Annotated in this window: 15 protein-coding genes and 1 pseudogene; 12 read left to right on the top strand and 4 right to left on the bottom strand. The window is 69.0% G+C overall.

The features are described 5' to 3' along the window. Nucleotides 1-11 precede the first annotated feature (11 nt). From ACFYQ5_RS07860 to ACFYQ5_RS07850, 3 genes are all read left to right on the top strand, one after another. A complete protein-coding gene (locus tag ACFYQ5_RS07860) occupies nt 12-1,199 on the top strand; it encodes a JmjC domain-containing protein (RefSeq protein ID WP_389194621.1) in 1,188 nt (395 codons plus the stop codon). After that, nucleotides 1,196-2,101: an aldo/keto reductase gene (locus ACFYQ5_RS07855; RefSeq protein WP_389194618.1), complete on the top strand. Its 906-nt coding sequence runs from the start codon at nt 1,196-1,198 to the stop codon at nt 2,099-2,101. Before ACFYQ5_RS07860 ends, ACFYQ5_RS07855 begins: the two co-directional genes overlap by 4 nt. A gap of 205 nt (nt 2,102-2,306) precedes the next feature. After that, on the top strand, nt 2,307-2,939 hold the full coding sequence (locus tag ACFYQ5_RS07850; protein ID WP_389194615.1) for a hypothetical protein: 633 nt from the start codon (nt 2,307-2,309) through the stop codon (nt 2,937-2,939). 83 nt (nt 2,940-3,022) lie between these two features. Here the strand turns inward: ACFYQ5_RS07850 and ACFYQ5_RS07845 are convergent, their stop codons facing one another. Together ACFYQ5_RS07845 and ACFYQ5_RS07840 are read right to left on the bottom strand one after the other, a co-directional pair. After that, nucleotides 3,023-3,856 (bottom strand): recombinase family protein, encoded by an 834-nt coding sequence (locus tag ACFYQ5_RS07845; protein WP_389194612.1) that lies wholly within the window; start codon nt 3,854-3,856, stop codon nt 3,023-3,025. A 132-nt stretch (nt 3,857-3,988) separates the two neighbouring features. Continuing rightward, the gene (locus tag ACFYQ5_RS07840; protein ID WP_389194610.1) at nt 3,989-4,189 is read right to left on the bottom strand and encodes a hypothetical protein; all 201 of its coding nucleotides are present in this window, start codon (nt 4,187-4,189) and stop codon (nt 3,989-3,991) included. A gap of 386 nt (nt 4,190-4,575) precedes the next feature. On the opposite strand from ACFYQ5_RS07840, the gene ACFYQ5_RS07835 reads away from it, so the two are divergent. Next, nucleotides 4,576-4,911 (top strand): restriction endonuclease, encoded by a 336-nt coding sequence (locus ACFYQ5_RS07835; RefSeq protein ID WP_389195363.1) that lies wholly within the window; start codon nt 4,576-4,578, stop codon nt 4,909-4,911. Between the two features lie 150 nt (nt 4,912-5,061). Here the strand turns inward: ACFYQ5_RS07835 and ACFYQ5_RS07830 are convergent. Further along, nucleotides 5,062-5,613 (bottom strand): annotated as a pseudogene (locus ACFYQ5_RS07830) (hypothetical protein); the annotation flags it as partial. A gap of 435 nt (nt 5,614-6,048) precedes the next feature. After that, the gene (locus ACFYQ5_RS07825; protein WP_389194607.1) at nt 6,049-7,623 is read right to left on the bottom strand and encodes a recombinase family protein; all 1,575 of its coding nucleotides are present in this window, start codon (nt 7,621-7,623) and stop codon (nt 6,049-6,051) included. Between the two features lie 273 nt (nt 7,624-7,896). Between ACFYQ5_RS07825 and ACFYQ5_RS07820 the strand changes: the two genes are divergently transcribed. The 8 genes from ACFYQ5_RS07820 (at nt 7,897) to ACFYQ5_RS07785 (ending at nt 20,106) form a co-directional block, all read left to right on the top strand. Beyond that, on the top strand, nt 7,897-8,208 hold the full coding sequence (locus ACFYQ5_RS07820; protein WP_389194604.1) for a hypothetical protein: 312 nt from the start codon (nt 7,897-7,899) through the stop codon (nt 8,206-8,208). A 121-nt stretch (nt 8,209-8,329) separates the two neighbouring features. Next, on the top strand, nt 8,330-9,109 hold the full coding sequence (locus tag ACFYQ5_RS07815) for a TIGR03936 family radical SAM-associated protein (RefSeq protein ID WP_389194602.1): 780 nt from the start codon (nt 8,330-8,332) through the stop codon (nt 9,107-9,109). A gap of 228 nt (nt 9,110-9,337) precedes the next feature. Next, the gene (locus ACFYQ5_RS07810) at nt 9,338-13,570 is read left to right on the top strand and encodes an Rne/Rng family ribonuclease (RefSeq protein WP_389194599.1); all 4,233 of its coding nucleotides are present in this window, start codon (nt 9,338-9,340) and stop codon (nt 13,568-13,570) included. 369 nt (nt 13,571-13,939) lie between these two features. After that, on the top strand, nt 13,940-14,260 hold the full coding sequence (gene rplU / locus ACFYQ5_RS07805) for a 50S ribosomal protein L21 (RefSeq protein WP_389194597.1): 321 nt from the start codon (nt 13,940-13,942) through the stop codon (nt 14,258-14,260). 14 nt (nt 14,261-14,274) lie between these two features. Further along, on the top strand, nt 14,275-14,532 hold the full coding sequence (gene rpmA, locus ACFYQ5_RS07800; RefSeq protein WP_014045902.1) for a 50S ribosomal protein L27: 258 nt from the start codon (nt 14,275-14,277) through the stop codon (nt 14,530-14,532). A 142-nt stretch (nt 14,533-14,674) separates the two neighbouring features. Next, nucleotides 14,675-16,117, top strand: coding sequence for a GTPase ObgE (obgE, locus tag ACFYQ5_RS07795; protein WP_389194594.1), 1,443 nt, complete (start codon nt 14,675-14,677; stop codon nt 16,115-16,117). A gap of 304 nt (nt 16,118-16,421) precedes the next feature. Further along, nucleotides 16,422-17,924: a D-ribitol-5-phosphate cytidylyltransferase gene (locus tag ACFYQ5_RS07790; RefSeq protein ID WP_389194590.1), complete on the top strand. Its 1,503-nt coding sequence runs from the start codon at nt 16,422-16,424 to the stop codon at nt 17,922-17,924. Nucleotides 17,925-18,060: 136 nt separating this feature from the next. Further along, nucleotides 18,061-20,106 carry a hypothetical protein gene (locus tag ACFYQ5_RS07785; RefSeq protein ID WP_389194587.1) on the top strand — a complete coding sequence of 682 codons (2,046 nt, stop codon included), beginning with the start codon at nt 18,061-18,063 and terminating at the stop codon, nt 20,104-20,106. The last annotated feature ends 419 nt before the right edge of the window (nt 20,107-20,525 follow it).

The raw sequence follows: 20,525 nt of genomic DNA, 5'->3' as shown, positions 1-20,525 counted from the left end.
GGTAGCCCACGATGCTTGATGCGGCTTCGTGGGCGGGGCGTCTGGGTGGGGACACGTTCCTTGCCCAGACGTACCACCGCTCCTACGCGCACATCCCCGGCACCGCCGATACGGCGGGCCTGTTCTCCTTCGACGACCTGAACCGGATCATCGCTTCGCAGCGCCTTGAGCCGCCCCGGCTGCGCCTGTCGCTCGACGGCGAGATGGTTCCCCTCCACCGCTACGCGATCCCGACCACGAACCGCCGCGCGGTGAGCTGGTCGCGCATCCAGCCGGCCGAGTTCCACGCCCAGCTCAAGGACGGCGCGTCGCTGGTCCTCGACTCGGTAGAGAAGATCCACCCGGCGGTGGGTGCGGCTGCCGAAGGTCTCGAACGGTTCCTCGGCACGTCCGTACAGGCCAACGCGTACGCGTCCTGGACCGACCGGGAAGGCTTCGGCCTGCACTGGGACGACCACGACGTGGTGGTGGTACAGGTGCACGGCTCGAAGCGGTGGCGCCTGTACGGCTCCACCCGAGAGGCTCCGACCTTCCGGGACGTGGAGTCTCCTGAGACGCCCGAGGGCGACCCGGTAGCGGACATCGTCCTGTCACCGGGGGATGTGCTCTACCTGCCGCGCGGCTGGTGGCACGCGGTCACCGCCGACCAAGGGACGGAGTCCCTTCACCTGACGTTCGGCATGGTTCCGCACACGGGTGCGGACCTCATGCTCTGGATCGTGGACCAGCTCCGTTCGTCCCTCGCACTGCGCAAGGACGTCCCGCGGTTCCTGTCCCTGACGGAACAGTCGGACTTCGTCGGGGCCATGCGTCTTGAGGTGCTCAACATGATGGCTGACTCCCGGCTGGTGGAGCGGTGGGCGGAGTCCATCGACACGACCGACCTCGGCCACCTGATCCCCTCCCTGCCCTACGTGGACGGGCTGCCCGCACAGCGGGGGATCACGGTCAAGGTGACCACCTCCCGGGGCCGCCTGACGGCGAACGGCGCACATGGCACGGTGACGCTCTCGGCGGCCGGTACCGCCTTCGACTTCGCCGAGTCGGCCGAACCTGCCCTAAGCGCCCTGCTGACCGGTGCGCCCGTCACGCTCGGGGACATGGCCGACTGCGCGGGACTGGAGGTCAAGGACGTGGCCGAGCTTGTCTCGGCCCTCATAGAGGGGCACGTCGTCGCGGTCGTGGGGACAGCGCTGTGACGGCCGTGCTGTCCCTGGGGACGTACCGTGTGCGTGCCGTGGGTCAGGCGGCACGCACCGCCCTAGCTGCGGGTAGCCCGTGGGTGGACACGGCACCCAACTATGCCCATGGCTACGCGCACGAGGGACTGCGCCCGGTGCTGCGGACGTACCCGACCGTGCGGGTAGCCACGAAGACGGGGTTCTTCACGGGCAAGCAAGGGCATGCCGCTCTGGCGGAGAAGGTACTCAGCCGGGAAGAGGCCGCCCGTGGGCACAGCCTCGCTCCGCACTTCGTTCGATGGCAGACGGAGCGTTCGTTGGCTGTGCTCGGCCGGGCGGACATCGTGTTCGTGCACAACCCTGAGCACCATGGGCACGGTCATGACCGGGCCGCTCTGCATGGGCGTATGCGGGAAGCGTTCGCCGCACTGGAGGAGTACGCACAGGCGGGCAGGATCGGCGGCTACGGGGTAGCTACATGGTCGGGCCTGACCTCCGAAGCGTTCACCGTTCCCGAGCTGCTCGCCCTTGCGCGGCAGGCGTCGGGCTCGGCAGAGCACCACCTCATGGGCTTGCAGATGCCGGTCAGTCTGATCATGGACGACCTGATCAGGCAGGCGCTCAACGGCGTTGGACCGCTGATGCACGCGCAAGACGCGGGGCTGATCACGTTCGGCTCCGCCCCTCTGCACGGCGGCGATCTGCTGGATGCCATGACACCCGAACTGGTGAACTTCATCCGCCCCGGCCTGTCGCCCGCAGCCGCTGCCTTGCTGGCTGCCGGATCGTGCCCCGGCCTCGAGGTGCTCCTGACCTCGGCCAGCACCCGCGAACACTGGGACGATGCGGCGAAAGCCCTGGCTGCCCCGCTGACGGCCGGGGAACTCAGGAAGGTGACCGATGAACTCTCCTCCGAGTGAGGACGTACAGACCCTGATGGAGGCCGCCCATGACCGGGCGGCGAAGGCTCTGGCTCTCACGTGCACGGGCCCACCGGCATGGGGATTCCAAGGGGTCACCCTCGGCCGGAGGGCAGGGGACCGATGGCTACGGGTGAGCCGCACCGCTGAGAGGAACGCGGACAGGAAGAAGCAGGGGGAAGGCATCGTAGGAGCGTCCCTGCTGGTGCCTGACGCCGTCCCACGCCCACGCCTGCACGCGGTACACGACTGGACCGATGGCGAGTGGGCGTTCGAGGCGGAAGTCTTCGACTACGTGACACAACCCGTAGTGTCCCCGGACCGGGCAGACCTGGACCATGACCCCGGCTTGCCTGATGAGTGGTGGGACGACCTGTGCCAGGCACTCGGCCTGCTGAGCGAAGCGGACGGAGTGAGGGTCACCGTCCGGGACGAGTGGATGGAACGCGCCTTCCCGCAGTTCCTCGGCATCCCTGCCCCGGCCAAGGTGGAGCGGGTGGCCGGTCACGGTGACCTGCACTGGGGGAACCTCACGACCATGCCCCTCAACCTGCTGGACTGGGAGCGATGGGGACTGGTGCCCCTCGGCTTCGACGCGGGCCTACTCCACGCAAACAGCCTGCTGGTGCCAGGCGTCGCGGACCGCATCCGTAAGGAGTTCGCTTCGATCCTGGACACTCCAGCCGGCCGAATCGGAGAACTCGCAGCCCTGGCCGAGATGCTCCAAGCCGTCGCCCGTGACTGGTACCCGGAGCTTGCTCCCCGCCTGCGCGCACACGCGGAGATCCTGACGGGCGTTCGCCCGCCGGTACCGGCTCACTCTGAGGTCACTGTCTGACGGCCTGCTGCGCCTCACGGAAGCCGGAGAGGAAGCCTGTGCCCCAGTGCGAACGCCGACGAGCACGGCGGCACAAGCGCCTCTCAGGCGCTGTCGCCTATGTGCCGATACAACGTGGCTCGGGAGATTCCCAGTCCCTTAGCGATGGCTGTGACGCTCTCTCCCTTGGCCAGCCGGGCACGGGCTACGGCTAGCTTGTCGTCGTCCACCACGGTCGGGCGTCCTCCGTGGTTGCCCTTGCGGGCCGCAGCGTCCAAGCCTTCCAACGTCTTTTCCCGGATGCCTTCCCTCTCGACCTCTGCACTGACGGCGAGGACGGCGAACACGATGGCTCCCGCGCCGTTCGGGTCGTAGACCCCCTGGAGGGGACCGGAGAGGAGTTCCAGTTGGATGCCGTCCGCCTGGAGGGTGGAGGACAGGGACATCAGCTCTGCCGCACTGCGAGCGAGACGCTTCATCTCGACCACGGTCAGGATGACCGGCTGGTTAGGTGCTGCCTGCTTGAACTCGCGTGCCAGCGTGAGCGCCTTCTCCAGCTCCGGCCGTTCTTTCACGCGGGTACTGATCTTCTCCGAGAACACGCGGGTGCACTGCGCCCCGGCAAGGGCGTCCAACTGGGACTGGAGTTCCTGTCCCACGGTCGAGCAACGGGCGTAGCCAAGCCGGATCGCTGCGCCCGGCTTCCCTTCAGCCTGCGCCACGGGTGCGCCCTGAGTCCACGCCCTACCGGGGTTGCGGTCGGCAGGAGTCTTCACGGTCAGTTCCGCTTTGAGCGCGGGCACCAGGGCGAAGCGGCCCGTGTGGTAGTTCGCTGCGACCTTGCCCGCGCCGGTACGGCAGGGGCTTCCTGCGGGTGCCTGGCACTTCGGGCAGTCGTGGCGTTCGACCTGTTCGGCCGGGGTGATCGTCTTCGTCATGACCAGACCGTCTCATAAACGTGTCTCGAAAGCCAGTAGTGAGAGGGATCTTTTGAGACGAGTTTCGAGACGGCGAGGCGGGAGTGAAACGGACACTGCCCGGAGGCTGGCTGACTGTCTCACTAACGATGGTTAGTGAGACGAGTCGTCGTCATCGGTAGTGATGAGCCGGAGGATCAACTGAGCGAAACGGAGCCTCTTCTCCTTGCTCCACTCGACCTCGCGCCATTCCGCGGTCACCTGGGGATACAACTTGTCTGCGTAGCCCTGGGAGGTCTGGGCAGTCCGCTTTTCCTGGGGCTTCGGCTTCTTGGGCGCTGGTGTCTCCTGCATGAAGGACCTCCCACTGGGGTCGTCAAGTCGAGGAGAGTGTCGGGCGTCGCATGCCCCCTGCTCAGCAGACTGAGGCCTGGGTCACTCCTTCGAGTGAAGGGGGTGGGGGATGACCCCTTGAAGGGGGCCTTGCTGATCGCCATGTCATAGCAGCCGAGATTCCGCCACGGTTTCAGGGGCGTTCAGGCTATGGATCATGGGAGTGACCAGTCCAGTTGTGAGGATTTTCAGTGCAAATTCTCCGGCGTGTGGGCTCGCGCGCCGCCGACTGCGATGGGGTGCGAAGCACGTTGGCTGAGACCGCGACGACGGTGCACGACGTTCTCAAGGCGATCCGTGACGGCTCCGCCGTGAACCGAGACCGGGGAACCCGCTTCGAGGAGCTCATGGTCCAGTACCTGAGCACTGACCCGGAGTGGACCGAGCAGTTCACCCGCGTTTGGATGTGGTCCGACTGGCCGGGGACGGAGCACGACAAGCGGGATACGGGCATCGACCTGGTCGCACAGGATCGGGAGACTGGAGGCTTCTGCGCCATCCAGTGCAAGTTCTACGAGCCGCAGCACACGGTCCACAAGGAGGACATAGATTCCTTCTTCACGGCCTCCGGCAAGGGCGCCTTCACCCGCCGAAGCGGAACGTCTCACCCAAGGCTGACAGAGAGGGCAGACCGGTACCTCGCTGGACTCGTTGGCCCGGCGGACGGTGACCTTCAGGTTTAGGTCCTCCGTGGCGCGGTTGATGGCGGTATGTATCCGGCGTCCATGTTTCCCGGAGTTGCGCAGGGCGATCACGGCGCGAGCTCCCGCTGCGATGGCGCGGCCTCCGATGGGCGACGAGGCGACGCTCATCCCGTCGGCCGAGCCCTTCGGGGTATGCGTCACGAGGAGCGTGGGGATGCCGGCTTCGCTGATCGGCTTCAGGCTGCGCATGATGCGCTGTGCCGTGACGGGAGACGAGATGTCTTCGCCGGGGGCGAGTGCGCCGATGATGTTGTCCAGGACAAACAGCCCGGGCTTCATGTTCACGAGGTCCTGGCAGATGCCCGTCCAGTAGTCGGGCTCTCCGCGGTCTTCGACGGGGAAGATGGTCACCGCGTCGTCGGGCACGGCGCCGTGCAGGCGCTCTTTCAGTTCCTCCGGCGCTCCGTCGTCGGTCAGACCGAAGACGATGTGATCGAGCTTCCCGAGCACAGGCTGCCCGAGGAACGTCGGCTCCCTGTTGACCAGGGCTATGCCCATGCCTGCGCTGAGGAGGGTCTTGCCGGCTTTCGGCTCACCGGACAGGACCGTGATGCGGGTTGTGAGGAGATCGCTGATGAGGAAGGCGTCCTCGTACGGGACGCGTTCGATCTGGTGGAGCTGTCGCCCCTTGTCCTTGATGGCTCCTACAGTAGTGTGACCGTCCTTCCTTGTGGGGCGCACACGGGTGCGCCAGTTGCCCCCGCCGGACGGCGGGACATGTGCCTCCCTTCTCTTGGGGTATGAGGCGTATCGCTGGTCAGGCGGGAACGTCGTCAGCTCCGCAGGCGTGGGGCTGTCCGTCGGTGAGGGGTGATGTGCACGCCTCGCAGGTCCAGACGATTTCGCTCGTAATGTTCAAGGGTTCGCGACTCCTGTCGATGGAGAGCAGCACGTAGCCACGTCTCGCCGGGTGGAAGTCGCGCAGTTCCGTCCTGCGCTTCGGGAGTCCCTCGACGTCCCTGCGAGCCCCTCGGGATCGCGGCCTCTCGCGGAGTGGCCAGCTCTACCACCGCTGAACGGTGGGAGCTACGGTCCCCGCTCCGTCAAAGAGCGGGGAGGTATTCCTACGTGGCGGGTTGCTCGACTGTCAAGCCGAGCCCCTCCCTGTCTTTGTTGTCAGAGCTTCGCTGCGAAGTCGTCGCTCTTGATGACGAGCCGTTCGCGTACGTCACGGGGAATCTTGAGACGTAGATGCACGGCGGGTGCACGCACGCCCTTGACCTTGGTGCGCGTGACTTCGCAGGTAATGCCGACGCGACGGAGATCCTCGGCCATGACCTCCATGCCTCCGGACTCCCATGCTTCACGGAACGTCTTGCCGTTGTGGATCAACGTCCATCGGTCCTGCGTGGTCTCGGGATCGATCGCGCTCAGTTCCTCCGAGAGCTTGTCGAGCGTCTTCTCTGCCTGCTCCTGAGTGAACCGCGTCTTCGTGTAACGGCCTCCCGGCTCAAGCCCCTTCATGTAGTAGGCGATGGCCTCTTCGAGTCGCTTCACTTCGGCACGGGCCTCAGCGCCTTGGGCGTACTCGCGGACTTGCACGGGAAAGTCGCCGAGCACCCGCAGCACGTCGCCTACCAGTACGTCGTACACACCCTGTGGGTCCGGTGCGCCGAGCCCTCCGCTCTTGCACTTCTGGCACCGGAGGTATCGGTACTGGCCGAACTTGTTGGACGTGACGTGCACCGTCATGTTCGACGTGCAGTCGGCGCAGACCAGGACGCCGAGGAACTGCGTCGCGCCGTGCGTCTGACGCTGGGGCTGGTTCTTGCCGCGCCGGTCGATGGCTTCTTGGAGTTCGTTGTATTCGTCCTCGGTGAAGATCGCCTCGGCCACCCTGACCGGCTTGCCATCGTGGCCGAGGATCAGCTTGGAACGACGCACCCCCTTGTTCTTGTTCTCCTCCACGCGGTAACCCATGAGTGCCGGGTTGCGGAGGCGACGGAGAAGAGTCGTCGTGGTGAGCCCTTCGGACATGAGACCGGAGCGGACGAGACAGAGAGACATGCGCCGGGCTGATACCCCCCGTAGTGCCATGCGGCGAGCCCATCGCAGCGCCTTGTGTGCGTTCGGCTCGATGGCAAGGCTCGGTCTTCCGTTCGCCTTCGTCGTCACGTAGCCGTAGGCAGGCTTGCCGACGAACCATGCGTCCTGAGTCCGCGTGTAGTCCCAGAGCGAAGCTACGCGGGTCGATGTGTTCGCCGCTTCGATCTCGGCGATACCCCCGATGAGCGTGACCATCATCCGACCGACAGTGGATTCAAGGTCGATCGAGTCGTTCTTCGAGGCCAGGTTCTTCCCGTACCGCTGGCACCACTCGATCATCGTGGAGAGATCGGACATGCGGCGGATGAATCTGTCGAGCTTCCAGAAGAGCAGAGCATCGAACTCGGGGGATCGGTTGTTCAGCCACTCGCCGAGTTCCTTACGCTTCCACGGCGGAACCTTCGTTGCCGAGACGTTGAGGTCGGAGGCGACTCCGACGACTCGATACCCCTTGTCCCTGGCCAGTAGGCGAAGGTCGAGTTCCTGCCGTACCGGCGAGGTGGTGTCCTCCGTAAGTACGGACAGACGGATGGAGAGCAGGGCGCGCGGGGCGTCCGCAGGAAGTAGAGCCTCCGCCTTCTTCAGCTCCTTGAGCAGAGCCAGGTCCGCAGCGGTCCACTCGGCTTCGATGTCGTACGTCTTCATGGCTCGGAGAGTAGCGATGGATTTAGTCGTGTGTCCATCTGCCCGCAGCTCGACCTGGACATCCAGATCGGCCCCACCGGCAAGAAACTCCTGCCGCTGACGGTCGTGAAGTAGACCCTTCCGGGCGACAGCCCGGTGACGAGAGCCCGGCCCGGGAAGCTCCGGGCCGGGCTCTCGCGTCCTTCACGGCATGGACCTCGACAAGCAGCACCGCACACCCGCGCCGTCGGCCGCGCACTGGCCCGGCTGACGTGGCACCTCGTCGGTGCGCCGGTGACCTGGGTCCACCGCACGGTGTGCACACCGGTGGGGCACCTCCTGCGCGACGCGGTCGGGGCGCCGGCCAAGAGGGCCGCGCTGGAGGCGGGACGCGCGGCCCGCGACGCCCTGGCCTCGGCACGGGAGACCCTCCGCGTGGCGCGCAGGGACGCGTGGCGGGCGCTGGCGGGAGCGCCGCAGGTCACGGACACCCGGGAAATCGAGGGGTCCGCTGCGCGTACCCTGGGTAGGACAACGACTGTCCCCAGCGCGGCGCCCGCATCCGAGATCTCCCTGCTTGCCGACAAAACCGTCAAGCGGGGGTGAGCCGGAGCGGCACCCCGGGGCACCCCGTATTTCGTGGGCGGCCGCCACCGCGGCCGCCCCGCACCGAGGAGAAGAACCACTGGGCAAGCGACAGCCCGAAGGCCCGCCGCCCGCACCGGCGGTGCAGCGCATCCGACTGCGCTACACCAAGCGGGGCCGCCTCCGGTTCACCAGTCACAGAGACTTCCAGCGTGCTTTCGAGCGGGCGCTGCGCCGCTCCGAGGTACCCATGGCCTACTCGGCGGGCTTCACCCCGCACCCGAAGGTCTCGTATGCCAACGCCGCCCCCACGGGCACGGGCAGCGAGGCCGAATTCCTGGAGATCGCCCTCACCGAGGCGCGGGACCCGGACACCCTGCGCACGCTGCTCGACGCGTCGATGCCCGAGGGCCTCGACATCATCGACGCGGTGGAGGCCCGCACCTCCGGCCTCGCCGACCGGCTGACCGCCTCCGTATGGGAGATGCGGCTGGACGGGGTCGCCGTTCAGGACGCCGAAAAGGCCGTCGCCGCCTTCCTGGCCGCCGAGACCGTCGAGGTCCAGCGCCGCGCCAAGAACGGCATGCGGACCTTCGACGCCCGTGCGGCCGTGGCCGGCCTGGAGGCCCTTGATCCACAGCCTGATAGGTCCGGAGACAGGCCCTGTGCGATACTGCGGCTGGTAGTACGGCACGTGACACCTGCCGTGCGACCCGACGACGTCCTGTCCGGTCTCCGAGCTGTGGCCGACCTAACGCCGCCGGTCCCCGCAGCGGTGACCAGGCTGGCGCAGGGGCTCTTCGACGAGGAGTCCGGCACGGTGACCGACCCGCTCGCGCCCGACCGCGAGGCAGCCCCGGCCGTTTCCACGGCCGATCCGGCAGCCGCCGCGACGGCGCCGGAAGGTGCAGGTTCCGCGTAAGGCGGTCGTTGTAGCGCAGCCCTTGGACTCGGGAGCCACCTGGGTCGGGCCGCGCACCGCCCCATAAGACTTTCGCCAGGCCGTGCGTAGCGCGTACGGAACCGGCGAGCCAGACATCAGCTCCCGTGCGGCGCCCGCGCCCCGGACGGCGGTATCGCGCACATCACGCGAATCGCGTCGGACCGGATCAGGCGTGGCGCCCGGGAGCGCGACGGGAGAACCGCCCGCATGCACGAGCCGAACGAATCCGGTACCACCGGAAACACCGAAGACAACAACGCCCCCGGGGACAAGCTGCCTCCGCGCCGCAGGCGCCGCGCGGCATCCCGCCCCGCAGGCCCGCCGGGCGCTCCGGGCGCGGCCCCCGCCGAGGACGTCACGCCGGCCGTACCGGCCGCTGCGGAAGAAACAGCCGAGCCGGCCGCCGAGCCCGCTCCGCCGGTGCGTGCGCGTCGCCGTGCGGTCCGTAAGGCGACCGCTCCGGCGGGTGCGCCGCAGGCCGCCGAGGTCGTGGAGTCCGTCGCCGAGGCCGCCCCGGCCGAGGTGGAGGCCGAAGAAGCCGCCGAGCCCGCTCCGCCGGTGCGTGCGCGTCGCCGTGCCACCCGTAAGGCGACCGCTCCGGCGGGTGCGCCGCAGGCCGCCGAGGTCGTGGAGCCCGTCGCCGAGACCGCCCCGGACGAGGAGGAGGCCGAGGAGGCCCCCGTCGCTGAAACCCCTGTCGTCGAGGCCCCTCGTGGCCGTCGCCGCGCCACCCGTAAGGCCACCGCTCCGGCAGGTGCCCCCCAGACGGCCGAGGCCGTCGCGCAGGACACCGTCGTGGCGGAGCCGGTGACGGCCCCCGAGCCCGCAGCGGAAGCCGCCCCCGTGTCCGAGGAGCCGGCCGAGCCCGTCGCCGCGCCGCGAGGCCGTGCCCGCCGTCGTGCGTCGGCTCCGGCGGGTGCGCCGCAGGCCGCGCAGCACACCGAAGCCCCGGCCGCGATCGTCGCCGAGCCGGCGGCCGAGTCCGCCGGGGCCGAAGAGGTCGCCGAGGCGCCCGCCGCCGAGGCCGCGCCCCCGTCGCGCCCCCGCCGTCGCGCGTCCCGTAAGGCGAGCGCTCCGGCCGGCTCCCCGCAGCCCGTCGAGGAGGTCGTCGAGGCGGCCGCCGAGAAGGGCGAGAGCCTGCCCGCCGCGGTGGCGGAGGAGCTGGCGTCCGAGACCGAGCAGGTCGAGGAGGCCGCGCCGCGAGGCCGCCAGCGCCGCCGGGCCACCTCGGCCGCGGGCCGTCCCGAGTTCACCGGCAGGACCGAGGAGCCGGCCCGCAAGGGCCGTCGCGCGACGCGCCCCGCCGTGGCCGTGTTCCAGGCCCCGGTCTTCGCCGAGCCGATGTTCCAGACCCCGGAGACCGCGGCTGCCGCCGCGGCAGCCGCAGGTCCCACCCCGGCGTACGACGAGAGCGACGACTACGAGGAGCAGAAGCCCGCAGACCGCGCAGGCCGCGTGGACCGCGCGCCCCGCAAGGCCGAGAGCGGGCAGGCCGCCGAGGCCGCCGCTCCCGTCGAGGCCGCCGAGGCCGTGCCTCAGGGTGGTTCGCGCCGTCGTCGCCGCCGTCGTGGCGAGGCCGTCGAGACCGAGCCGGCCGCGACCCCGGTCACGCTTCCGGCCGAGCAGCCCGCCGTTGCCCCCGCCGCCCCCGTCGAGGACGAGCAGGAGGCGGAGCACGAGGCGGACGCCGAGCACGAGGGCGACGACACGGACGAGTACGGGGACCGCCCCTCGCGCCGCCGTCGCCGTGGTGGCCGTCGCCGTCGTCGTGGTGAGGCCAACGACACGGACGACGCCGAGCAGCAGGACGACGCCTCCGCGGACCACGCCGAGGACGAGCGGCAGGCCCAGGAGGACGAGGACGACGAGGACCACGAGTCCGCCTCCGGTTCCAGCAGCAGCCGTCGCCGTCGCCGTCGTCGCCGCCGTAGCGGGGAGCCCTCTGGCGAGGAGACGGTCACGGGCGCGGACGACCCGGAGCGTACGGTCGTCAAGGTCCGCGAGCCGCGTGAACGGCGTGGGAAGGAAACGGCCGAGCGCGAGCTCGGCACCGGTTTCGACGAGGTCCAGTCCATCAAGGGCTCGACCCGCATGGAGGCCAAGAAGCAGCGCCGCCGCGAGGGGCGTGAGCAGGGCCGCCGCCGCGTCCCGATCATCACCGAGGCCGAGTTCCTGGCCCGCCGTGAGGCCGTCGAGCGCGTCATGGTCGTCCGCCAGAGCGGCGAGCGCACCCAGATCGGCGTCCTCGAGGACAACGTGCTCGTCGAGCACTACGTCAACAAGGAGCAGGCCACCAGCTACGTCGGCAACGTCTACCTGGGCAAGGTGCAGAACGTACTGCCGTCCATGGAGGCCGCGTTCGTCGACATCGGCAAGGGCCGCAACGCCGTCCTGTACGCGGGCGAGGTCAACTTCGAGGCGCTCGGCATGGCCCACGGGCCGCGCCGCATCGAGACCGCGCTGAAGTCCGGCCAGTCCGTCCTCGTCCAGGTGACGAAGGACCCGATCGGCCACAAGGGTGCCCGCCTGACCAGTCAGGTCTCGCTGCCCGGCCGTTACCTGGTCTACGTGCCCGAGGGCTCGATGACCGGCATCAGCCGCAAGCTGCCCGACACCGAGCGCGCCCGGCTGAAGACCATCCTCAAGAAGATCGTTCCCGAGGACGCGGGCGTCATCGTGCGCACCGCCGCCGAGGGGGCGAGCGAGGACGAGTTGCGCCGTGACGTCGAGCGGTTGCAGCAGCAGTGGGACGAGATCCAGAAGAAGTCGAAGAGCACCAGCAGCTCCAACGCGCCGACGCTGCTCTACGGCGAGCCGGACATGACCGTCCGGGTCGTCCGGGACATCTTCAACGAGGACTTCTCGAAGGTGATCGTCAGCGGTGACGACGCCTGGGAGACCATCCACGGCTATGTCTCGCACGTGGCACCGGACCTGACGGACCGGCTGTCGCGCTGGACCTCCGAGGTCGACGTCTTCGCGACGTACCGCATCGACGAGCAGCTGATGAAGGCGCTGGACCGCAAGGTCTACCTGCCGAGCGGCGGCTCGCTGGTGATCGACAAGACCGAGGCGATGGTCGTCGTCGACGTCAACACCGGCAAGTTCACCGGGCAGGGCGGAAACCTCGAGGAGACCGTCACCAAGAACAACCTGGAGGCGGCCGAGGAGATCGTGCGCCAGCTGCGGCTGCGCGACCTCGGTGGCATCGTCGTCGTCGACTTCATCGACATGGTGCTGGAGTCCAACCGGGATCTGGTGCTGCGGCGACTGCTGGAGTGCCTGGGCCGCGACCGTACGAAGCACCAGGTCGCCGAGGTCACGTCGCTGGGCCTGGTCCAGATGACGCGTAAGCGGGTGGGCCAGGGGCTGCTGGAGTCCTTCTCCGAGACCTGTGTCCACTGCAACGGGCGCGGCGTGATCGTCCACATGGAGCAGCCCACGGCCGTCGGTGGCGGCGGTGGCAAGCGGTCCAAGAAGCGCGGCCGCGGTGGCGCCGGGCACGAGCACGAGCACGGCCAGGACCACGAGCACGCCGAGCAGTTGGCCGAGGCCGAGACCGAGGCCGAGGTGGCCGCCGAGGTCGCCGCCCCGGTGGCGCTGCCCGAGCCGGAGTTCGTCGCCGACGAAGAGCTGTACAGCAGCCCGGCCGAGGCCGAGGCGGCCGCGTCGCGCGGCCGTGGCCGCCGGCGCGCGACCCGTAAGGTCACGGCACCGGCCGGCCGGCCCGCCCCTGTGGCCGAGCCCGTTCCGGCGGCCCCGGTGGCCGAGGCGGAGCCGCAGCCCGAGCCGGCAGCCGAGACCCCGGTGGCGCCTGTCGTCCCCGAGGCGGAGGCCGCAGTCCCCGAGGCGGCGCCCCCGGCCCGTACGCGTCGCAGGGCGACCCGGAAGGCGACCGCCCCGGCGGGATCGCCCAAGCAGGCCGACGTGACGCCGCCGGTGCACCCGGCCGAGCCCGCGGCGGAGCCCGTCGCGGTCGAGGACCCGGTCGTCGAGGCCCCCGCGGCCCCGGCGCCCGCTCCCTCGGAGGAGGCTCAGGCACCTGAGGCTCCGGCAGCCGCGCCTCAGGCGGCCGACGAGGAGTCCGCTCCGGCCGCCCCGCCGCGCGCCCGACGCCGGGCCACCCGGAAGGCCACCGCTCCGGCGGGGTCTCCGGCCGGTACCGAAGAGGCAGCGGCCGTCGTGGTCACGGCTACCGACTCCGGCACGCCCGATGCCACGGGCACCGAAGAGGCGGAACCGGAAACTCCGGTGAAGAAGACCGCAGCGCGGAAGACCGCGAAGAAGGCAACGGCGAAGAAGGCGGCCACAAAGAAGACGGCCGCCAAGACGGTGGCGAAGAAGACCGCCGCCAAGAAGACGACGAAGAAGGCAGCGGGGAAGAAGGCCGTCGCCGCCGAGCAGTCGTCGCCTTCCGTGACAGCCTCCACCGACCTCTAGGGGCCTCTGGAGGTAACGCCGGGAAGTGACGGCGTCGTGTGGGCCCGCCTCGACCGAGGCGGGCCCACACGCGCGTGCACGCGGAGCAGGGGCCGTGTCCGTACACGGGCCGGTGGGCTCCGCGGAGCCCACCCGGGCGGTTCCGCTGCCGGGCCGGGGCCGGTTTGACCGGCAAGGCGACTGTCCGTAGTCTGAACGCTCGGTGTGTTTCCGTACGCACCTAACCCCTGAGCACATCCCTTCCGGCTTTGGCGCGCGCATCGTGCGCCGTGCCGGGAGAGGCCGCTCATCCTTCCGGATCGTCCCGGGCCCCGGCCCGTGCGGGCGGCTGGCATCAGGGGATCCGTTCCGAGTGAGAGAGAGATCCGCGTGTACGCCATCGTGCGCAGCGGTGGTCGCCAGCACAAGGTTGCTGTCGGCGACATCGTTGAGGTTGACAAGATTTCCACCGCCCAGGTTGGCGACACGGTCGAGCTCTCGACCCTGCTCGTTGTCGACGGCGACGCCGTGACCAGCGACCCCTGGGTTCTGGACGGCATCAAGGTCCAGGCCGAGATCGTGGACCACCACAAGGGCGCGAAGATCGACATCCTTCGCTACAAGAACAAGACCGGTTACCGCCGCCGCCAGGGTCACCGCCAGCAGTACACGGCGATCAAGGTCACCGGTATCCCCGCGGCTGCGAAGTAAGGGACTGAGGAGACATGGCACATAAGAAGGGCGCATCGTCCACTCGGAACGGGCGCGATTCCAATGCTCAGCGGCTCGGCGTGAAGCGCTTCGGCGGTCAGGCCGTCAACGCCGGTGAGATCCTGGTCCGCCAGCGCGGCACCCACTTCCACCCGGGCACGGGCGTCGGCCGTGGCGGCGACGACACGCTGTTCGCGCTGACCGCCGGTGCGGTGGAGTTCGGTACGCACCGTGGCCGCAAGGTCGTGAACATCGTTCCCGTCGCTGCCTGAGTCAGGCACCGACCGAACGACACAGCACCTTCCGAGGGCGGATCTCAGTTTTCCCGGTTGACCGGGGAAGCGGGTCCGCCCTCGGCGCGTTACGTCAAGAGACATTCCCGTATTTTTCCCGCAGTACCTGGAGGCACCCACCATGACCACCTTCGTGGACCGCGTCGAGCTGCATGCCGCCGCGGGTAACGGAGGCCACGGCGTGGCCTCCGTTCACCGTGAGAAGTTCAAGCCGCTGGGCGGCCCCGACGGGGGTAACGGCGGGCGCGGCGGCGACGTCATCCTCGTCGTCGAGCAGGCCGTGACCACACTGCTGGACTACCACCACCACCCCCACCGCAAGGCCACGAACGGCCAGCCCGGCGCCGGTGACAACCGTTCCGGCAAGGACGGCCAGGACCTCGTGCTGCCCGTCCCGGACGGCACCGTCGTCCTGGACAAGGCCGGGAACGTTCTCGCCGACCTGGTCGGCCAGGGCACCACCTTCGTCGCCGGCCAGGGCGGCCGGGGCGGCCTCGGCAACGCCGCGCTGGCCTCCGCGCGGCGCAAGGCACCCGGCTTCGCGCTGCTCGGCGAGCCGGGGGAGAGCCGGGACATCGTCCTGGAGCTCAAGACCGTCGCCGACGTCGCGCTCGTGGGCTACCCGAGCGCGGGCAAGTCCTCGCTGATCTCGGTGCTCTCCGCGGCCAAGCCGAAGATCGCGGACTACCCGTTCACGACCCTCGTGCCCAACCTGGGCGTCGTCACCGCCGGTTCGACCGTCTACACCATCGCCGACGTCCCCGGGCTCATCCCGGGCGCCAGCCAGGGCAAGGGGCTCGGCCTGGAGTTCCTGCGGCACGTCGAGCGCTGCTCCGTCCTCGTGCACGTCCTGGACACCGCGACGCTGGAGTCGGACCGCGACCCCGTCTCGGACCTCGACATGATCGAGGAGGAACTGCGGCTGTACGGCGGCCTCGAGAACCGCCCGCGCATCGTCGCCCTCAACAAGGTCGACATCCCGGACGGCCAGGACCTCGCCGACATGATCCGCCCGGACCTGGAGGCGCGCGGTTACCGCGTCTTCGAGGTCTCGGCCATCGCGCACAAGGGCCTCAACGAGCTCTCGTACGCCCTCGCCGGGATCATCGCCGAAGCGCGTGCCAGCAAGCCGAAGGAGGAGTCGACCCGGGTCGTCATCCGTCCCAAGGCCGTTGACGACGCCGGCTTCACGGTGACCGTGGAGGACGACGGCATCTACCGCGTGCGCGGCGAGAAGCCCGAGCGCTGGATCCGCCAGACCGACTTCAACAACGACGAGGCCGTCGGCTACCTCGCCGACCGGCTCAACCGGCTCGGTGTCGAGGACGCGCTCCGTAAGGCGGGTGCCCAGGCCGGCGACGGCGTGGCCATCGGAGCCGAGGACAACGCGGTCGTCTTCGACTGGGAGCCGACCATGGCCGCCGGCGCGGAGATGCTGGGCCGCCGTGGCGAGGACCACCGCCTCGAGGCTCCCCGCCCCGCCGCGACGCGCCGCCGCGAGCGCGAGTCCGAGCGCGATGTCGCGCAGCGCGAGTACGAGGGGTTCGAGCCCTTCAGCGACTGAACACGCGGTCCCGCCCGGTGGGGGAGTCCCGCCCGGGCGGGACTTTCGAAACCCGCCCTGGCGCCGGGTCGGCCGCCCGGGTGAAAACCGGCGCGGCATGCCCGCTCATGGGTGCTCCACACCGCTCAGTCGTGTGGCGTCGGTCACCTGCTCGTACGGCCGCGATCCGGGTGTTTGTCCTGTGTGGCGGGCGAACAGCAGGTGTTCCCCGGGTGAGGCGCACTCGACGTCCACCTTGCGAGATGGTAACGGAGGGTGCAACCATCAGGATGTTCCCCAGCCCTCGCAAGGTAGGTCGTCGTCTGTGTCTGAGCAGTACATAGCCCAAGTCCGCACCACGGCAGTCGTACTCGCCGGCGGTACCGGTCAGCGCGTGGGTCTGTCGATACCGAAGCAGCTGCTGAAGATCGCCGGCAAGGCGGTCATCGAGCACACCCTGAGCATCTTCCAGCAGGCCGAATCGATCGATGACGTCATCGTCCTGATGGCTCCGGGTTATGTCTCCGATGTCGAGAAGATCGTCGCCAAGGCCGGGCTGACCAAGGTCATCAAGGTGATCGAGGGCGGTTCGACCCGCAACGAGACGACCGAGCGAGCCATCGCGGCACTCGGCGAGGGCCTGGCCGACGGGGAGGACCGCAACGTCCTGTTCCACGACGCCGTGCGTCCGCTGCTGTCCCAGCGGGTCATCAAGGACTGCGTCGACGCCCTCGACCGCTACCAGGCCGTCGACGTCGCCATCCCGTCCGCCGACACCATCATCGTGACCCGCACCCACGGCGAGGACGGCGCGTTCATCACGGACGTACCCGACCGGTCCCGGCTGCGCCGCGGCCAGACCCCCCAGGCGTTCAAGCTGTCGACCATCCGGCGGGCCTACGAGGTCGCCGCGGGTGACCCCAACTTCCAGGCCACCGACGACTGTTCGGTTGTCCTGAAGTACCTGCCGGACGTGCCGATCTACGTCGTCGCGGGCGATGAGTACAACATGAAGGTCACCCAGCCGGTCGACGTCTTCATCGCGGACAAGCTGTTCCAGCTGGCTTCGACCGCCGTTCCGCAGCCGGCCGGCGAGGCGGACTACCGGGAACTGCTCACCGGCAAGACGATGGTGGTCTTCGGCGGGTCCTACGGCATCGGCGCCGACATCGCGTCGCTCGCCGAGTCGTTCGGCGCGAAGGTGTACGCCCTGGGACGCTCCACCACGGGGACGCACATCGAGAACCCGGAGCACGTCGACGACGCGCTCTCCACGGCGTACGCGGAGACGGGGCGCATCGACTACGTGGTCAACACCGCGGGTGTGCTGCGCATCGGCAAGCTGGCCGAGACCGACACCGCGACGATCCAGGAGGCGCTGAACGTCAACTACCTGGCGCCCGTCCAGATCGCCCGCGCCTCGTACAAGTACCTCGCGGAGACCAAGGGGCAGCTGCTGCTCTACACATCCAGCAGCTACACCCGCGGCCGCGCCGAGTACAGCCTCTACTCCTCCACCAAGGCAGCCATGGTGAACCTCACCCAGGCGCTGTCGGACGAGTGGGCGGCGGACGGGGTCCGGGTGAACTGTGTCAACCCGGAGCGGACCGCGACGCCGATGCGGACCAAGGCGTTCGGCGAGGAGCCGGTGGGCTCGCTGCTCTCCTCCGAGGCGGTGGCCCGTACGTCCGTCGACGTCCTGCTGTCCGAGATGACCGGCCATGTGATCGACGTGCGCCAGCAGGACCCGACCCGTGGGGCGAGTGAGGCATCGGGCTTCGAGCAGGCCTTGGCCTCAGTGCTGGACCGTCAGATCGATGTGTCATAATCAGTGATCGACTATTCGGACCCCGTCGTTCCGCCATTACGGCGAATGACGGGGTCCGAGTGCGTGAAGTCGCTCTTCACATATTCCCCGCAAGGCACTCAACGTAATCAGTCAGCATTCTCGGGAGCGGTACTTCGTGATTTCGAAAGCCATTCGGTTGGCTCGTGTCGGCAGCGGTTCGGAGCTGGCCGCCGCGCTTCTCCTGGGTCTGGGATTCCCGTGCGTCATGGTCGCGGCCATCGTTCCCAACCTGTGGTGCTTCGTGGCGGCCGCCCTCGTGACGTACGCGGCGGACCACTATCTGCACCGCTGCGGCAGTTATCTCGTCAACCGGTTGGCCGCGGTGCGCGCGGGTCTGTCGATCCGCTTCCTGGTGCGTCAGCTGCTGCTGGTCCTGCTGCTCTCGCGCATGGGCTACGGCGAGGGCACCCTCTTCTACGTGACCGTGGCCTGCCTGCTGGCCTTCTACGGCCTGCAGGCGCCGCAGAGCGCGATGGTCACCCTGATCCGGTTGCGCCGCAAGCTGCCGGTGGTCACCCGGAACATCGACCTCAGCGAGGTGGCCATCGGTGGCGCCCCGCCGCGCAGGCTGATGAGCCGTCCGGCCGAGAAGATGCTGCACCTGGACCTCTTCGCCCTGGTCGGCGTGCTGGTCGCCCTCGAGACCGGCACCGCCGCCTTCGCGTACGCCGGCCTGGCGCTCATGCTCGGTCTCGCCGTCCTGTACCTCGCCGCCTTGCTGCCCTACGCGCGCCCCAGCCGCCTCGTCCCGCCGGAGACCAAGGTCCTCGCCGCGGTCGACGCGTGGCTGGGCAGCTACCGGCCGACGGTCATCATGTACTTCTCCGGATCCAAGGACTCGGCGTACCAGGTGAACATGTGGCTGGAGACGATGGCTCAGCTCGGCGGGCGCCCGCTGATCTTCCTGCGTGAGCGCAACATCGTCCCCCAGCTGGCCATGACCTCGGTGCCGGTGCTCTGCGTGCCCGGCGGGGTGCACCTGATGAACCTGGACCTCTCGTCGGTCCGCGTGGCCCTGTACGCGGCGAACGTGGGCAAGAACATCCACATGCTCCGGGTGCCGACGATGAAGCACGTCTTCATCGGGCATGGCGACAGCGACAAGCTCGCCAGCGTCAATCCGTACAGCAAGGTGTACGACGAGGTGTGGACCGCCGGGAAGGCCGGGCGGGACCGCTACGCACTGGCCGACGTCGGGATCCGCGACGAGGACATCGTCGAGGTGGGACGCCCTCAGCTCGCTTCCATCAAGTCGTGGACCGGCGCACCGAAGAACCCGGTCCCGACCGTGCTGTACGCCCCCACCTGGGAGGGCTGGGACGACAACCCCGGCAACACCTCGCTGCTGCTGGCGGGCGAGAACATCGTCAGGCGCCTGCTGACCGCCGAGCAGCCGGTCCGGGTGCTCTACAAGCCGCACCCCTTCACCGGTACCCGCAGCCGGCGGGCGAAGGCCGTGCACGTCCGTATCACCCAGATGATCGAGCAGGCCGCGGCCGAACGCGCCACCGACCCCCGGTGGGCGAACGAGCGGGGCATGCTGGAGGCCGGGCAGGCCGAGGCGCGGGCCGAGATGCTGCGCATCGAGGCGCGGCTGTCCCTGCTCGCCGGCAGTTCGCAGACCGGCAGGGACGAGGCAACGACCTCCCGGGACGCCAAGGTCGCCCCGGAGGTCGTGGCGGAGACCGCGAAGCTCCGGGAGGAGTGGAACGACGCCTACTGGCGTTCCACCGGCTGGTGGGAGCACAAGGTCATCACCGGGGCCGCGCCCCGTCTGTACGACTGCTTCAACGAGTCGGACGCCATGGTCTCGGACATCTCCAGCGTGGTGTCGGACTTCATCGCGAGCGGCAAGCCGTACGCGGTGACCGACTCGGCCGCGATGGGCGAGGACGAGTTCCGGCGCCAGAACACCGCGGTACGCGCCGCGGTGATCCTCTCGAACTCGGCGGCCGAGCTGGACACGCTGATGGCCGCCGTCACCGACCCGGCCGCCGACTCGCTGGGAGAGGCGCGGCGTGAGCTGAAGCAGTACCTGCTCGGCCCCGACGAGCCGACCTCCATCGAACGGTTCGACGCGGCGGTCAAGGAACTGGCCGCGAAGGCGGAGGCGCGCAACATGGGGGTCGCCCGGAACCTGGGCGAACCCGTGGGCGGCTGAGTCCGAGACGGCACAGAACGGGCACGGGCCCGTCGAAACCTGGAAACGGGTTTCGGCGGGCCCTTTGTGGTGCGGCTCACAGTCCGAAGATGGGTGCGGCGCACAACCAACGCGCCGGACCGGCTGTCTTAACTGGATGTGAACGGCAGTGCGATTCCCGGCTGCTGCCGCGAGGTCTCTGGGGCGTGCGTCGGTGATGCCGCATTCACTCCTTGGCCTGCATCGGGTGCGAGTGCGGAGTAGCAGGAGCTGTGAAGAGGGATATTTCCGTCTATAAGACCTACCGTGCCCGGGGTTCCCGGGTGTCCTGGTGGACGCGTAGGCCCTACCTTCCCGCGTGGCAGGAGGGTGGGGTATTCACAGTAAAATCACATCGTTTTCAACGAGTGACCGCTGTCCGGCACTTGATCACCACATAC

This window comes from Streptomyces sp. NPDC005794 (assembly GCF_042871445.1).
GTDB lineage: Bacteria > Actinomycetota > Actinomycetes > Streptomycetales > Streptomycetaceae > Streptomyces.
The sequence above is the reverse complement of the archived record's forward strand: the minus strand, read 5'-3'. Positions and strand labels throughout refer to the sequence as shown.

Coding starts and splice junctions, on each gene's coding strand:
- ACFYQ5_RS07810 (WP_389194599.1), top strand. CDS start 9,338: ATGCACGAGCCGAACGAATCCGGTACCACCGGAAACACCGAAGACAAC.
- ACFYQ5_RS07835 (WP_389195363.1), top strand. CDS start 4,576: ATGGTCCAGTACCTGAGCACTGACCCGGAGTGGACCGAGCAGTTCACC.
- ACFYQ5_RS07845 (WP_389194612.1), bottom strand. CDS start 3,856: ATGACGAAGACGATCACCCCGGCCGAACAGGTCGAACGCCACGACTGC.
- obgE (WP_389194594.1), top strand. CDS start 14,675: ATGACCACCTTCGTGGACCGCGTCGAGCTGCATGCCGCCGCGGGTAAC.
- ACFYQ5_RS07860 (WP_389194621.1), top strand. CDS start 12: ATGCTTGATGCGGCTTCGTGGGCGGGGCGTCTGGGTGGGGACACGTTC.
- ACFYQ5_RS07840 (WP_389194610.1), bottom strand. CDS start 4,189: ATGCAGGAGACACCAGCGCCCAAGAAGCCGAAGCCCCAGGAAAAGCGG.
- rpmA (WP_014045902.1), top strand. CDS start 14,275: ATGGCACATAAGAAGGGCGCATCGTCCACTCGGAACGGGCGCGATTCC.
- ACFYQ5_RS07825 (WP_389194607.1), bottom strand. CDS start 7,623: ATGAAGACGTACGACATCGAAGCCGAGTGGACCGCTGCGGACCTGGCT.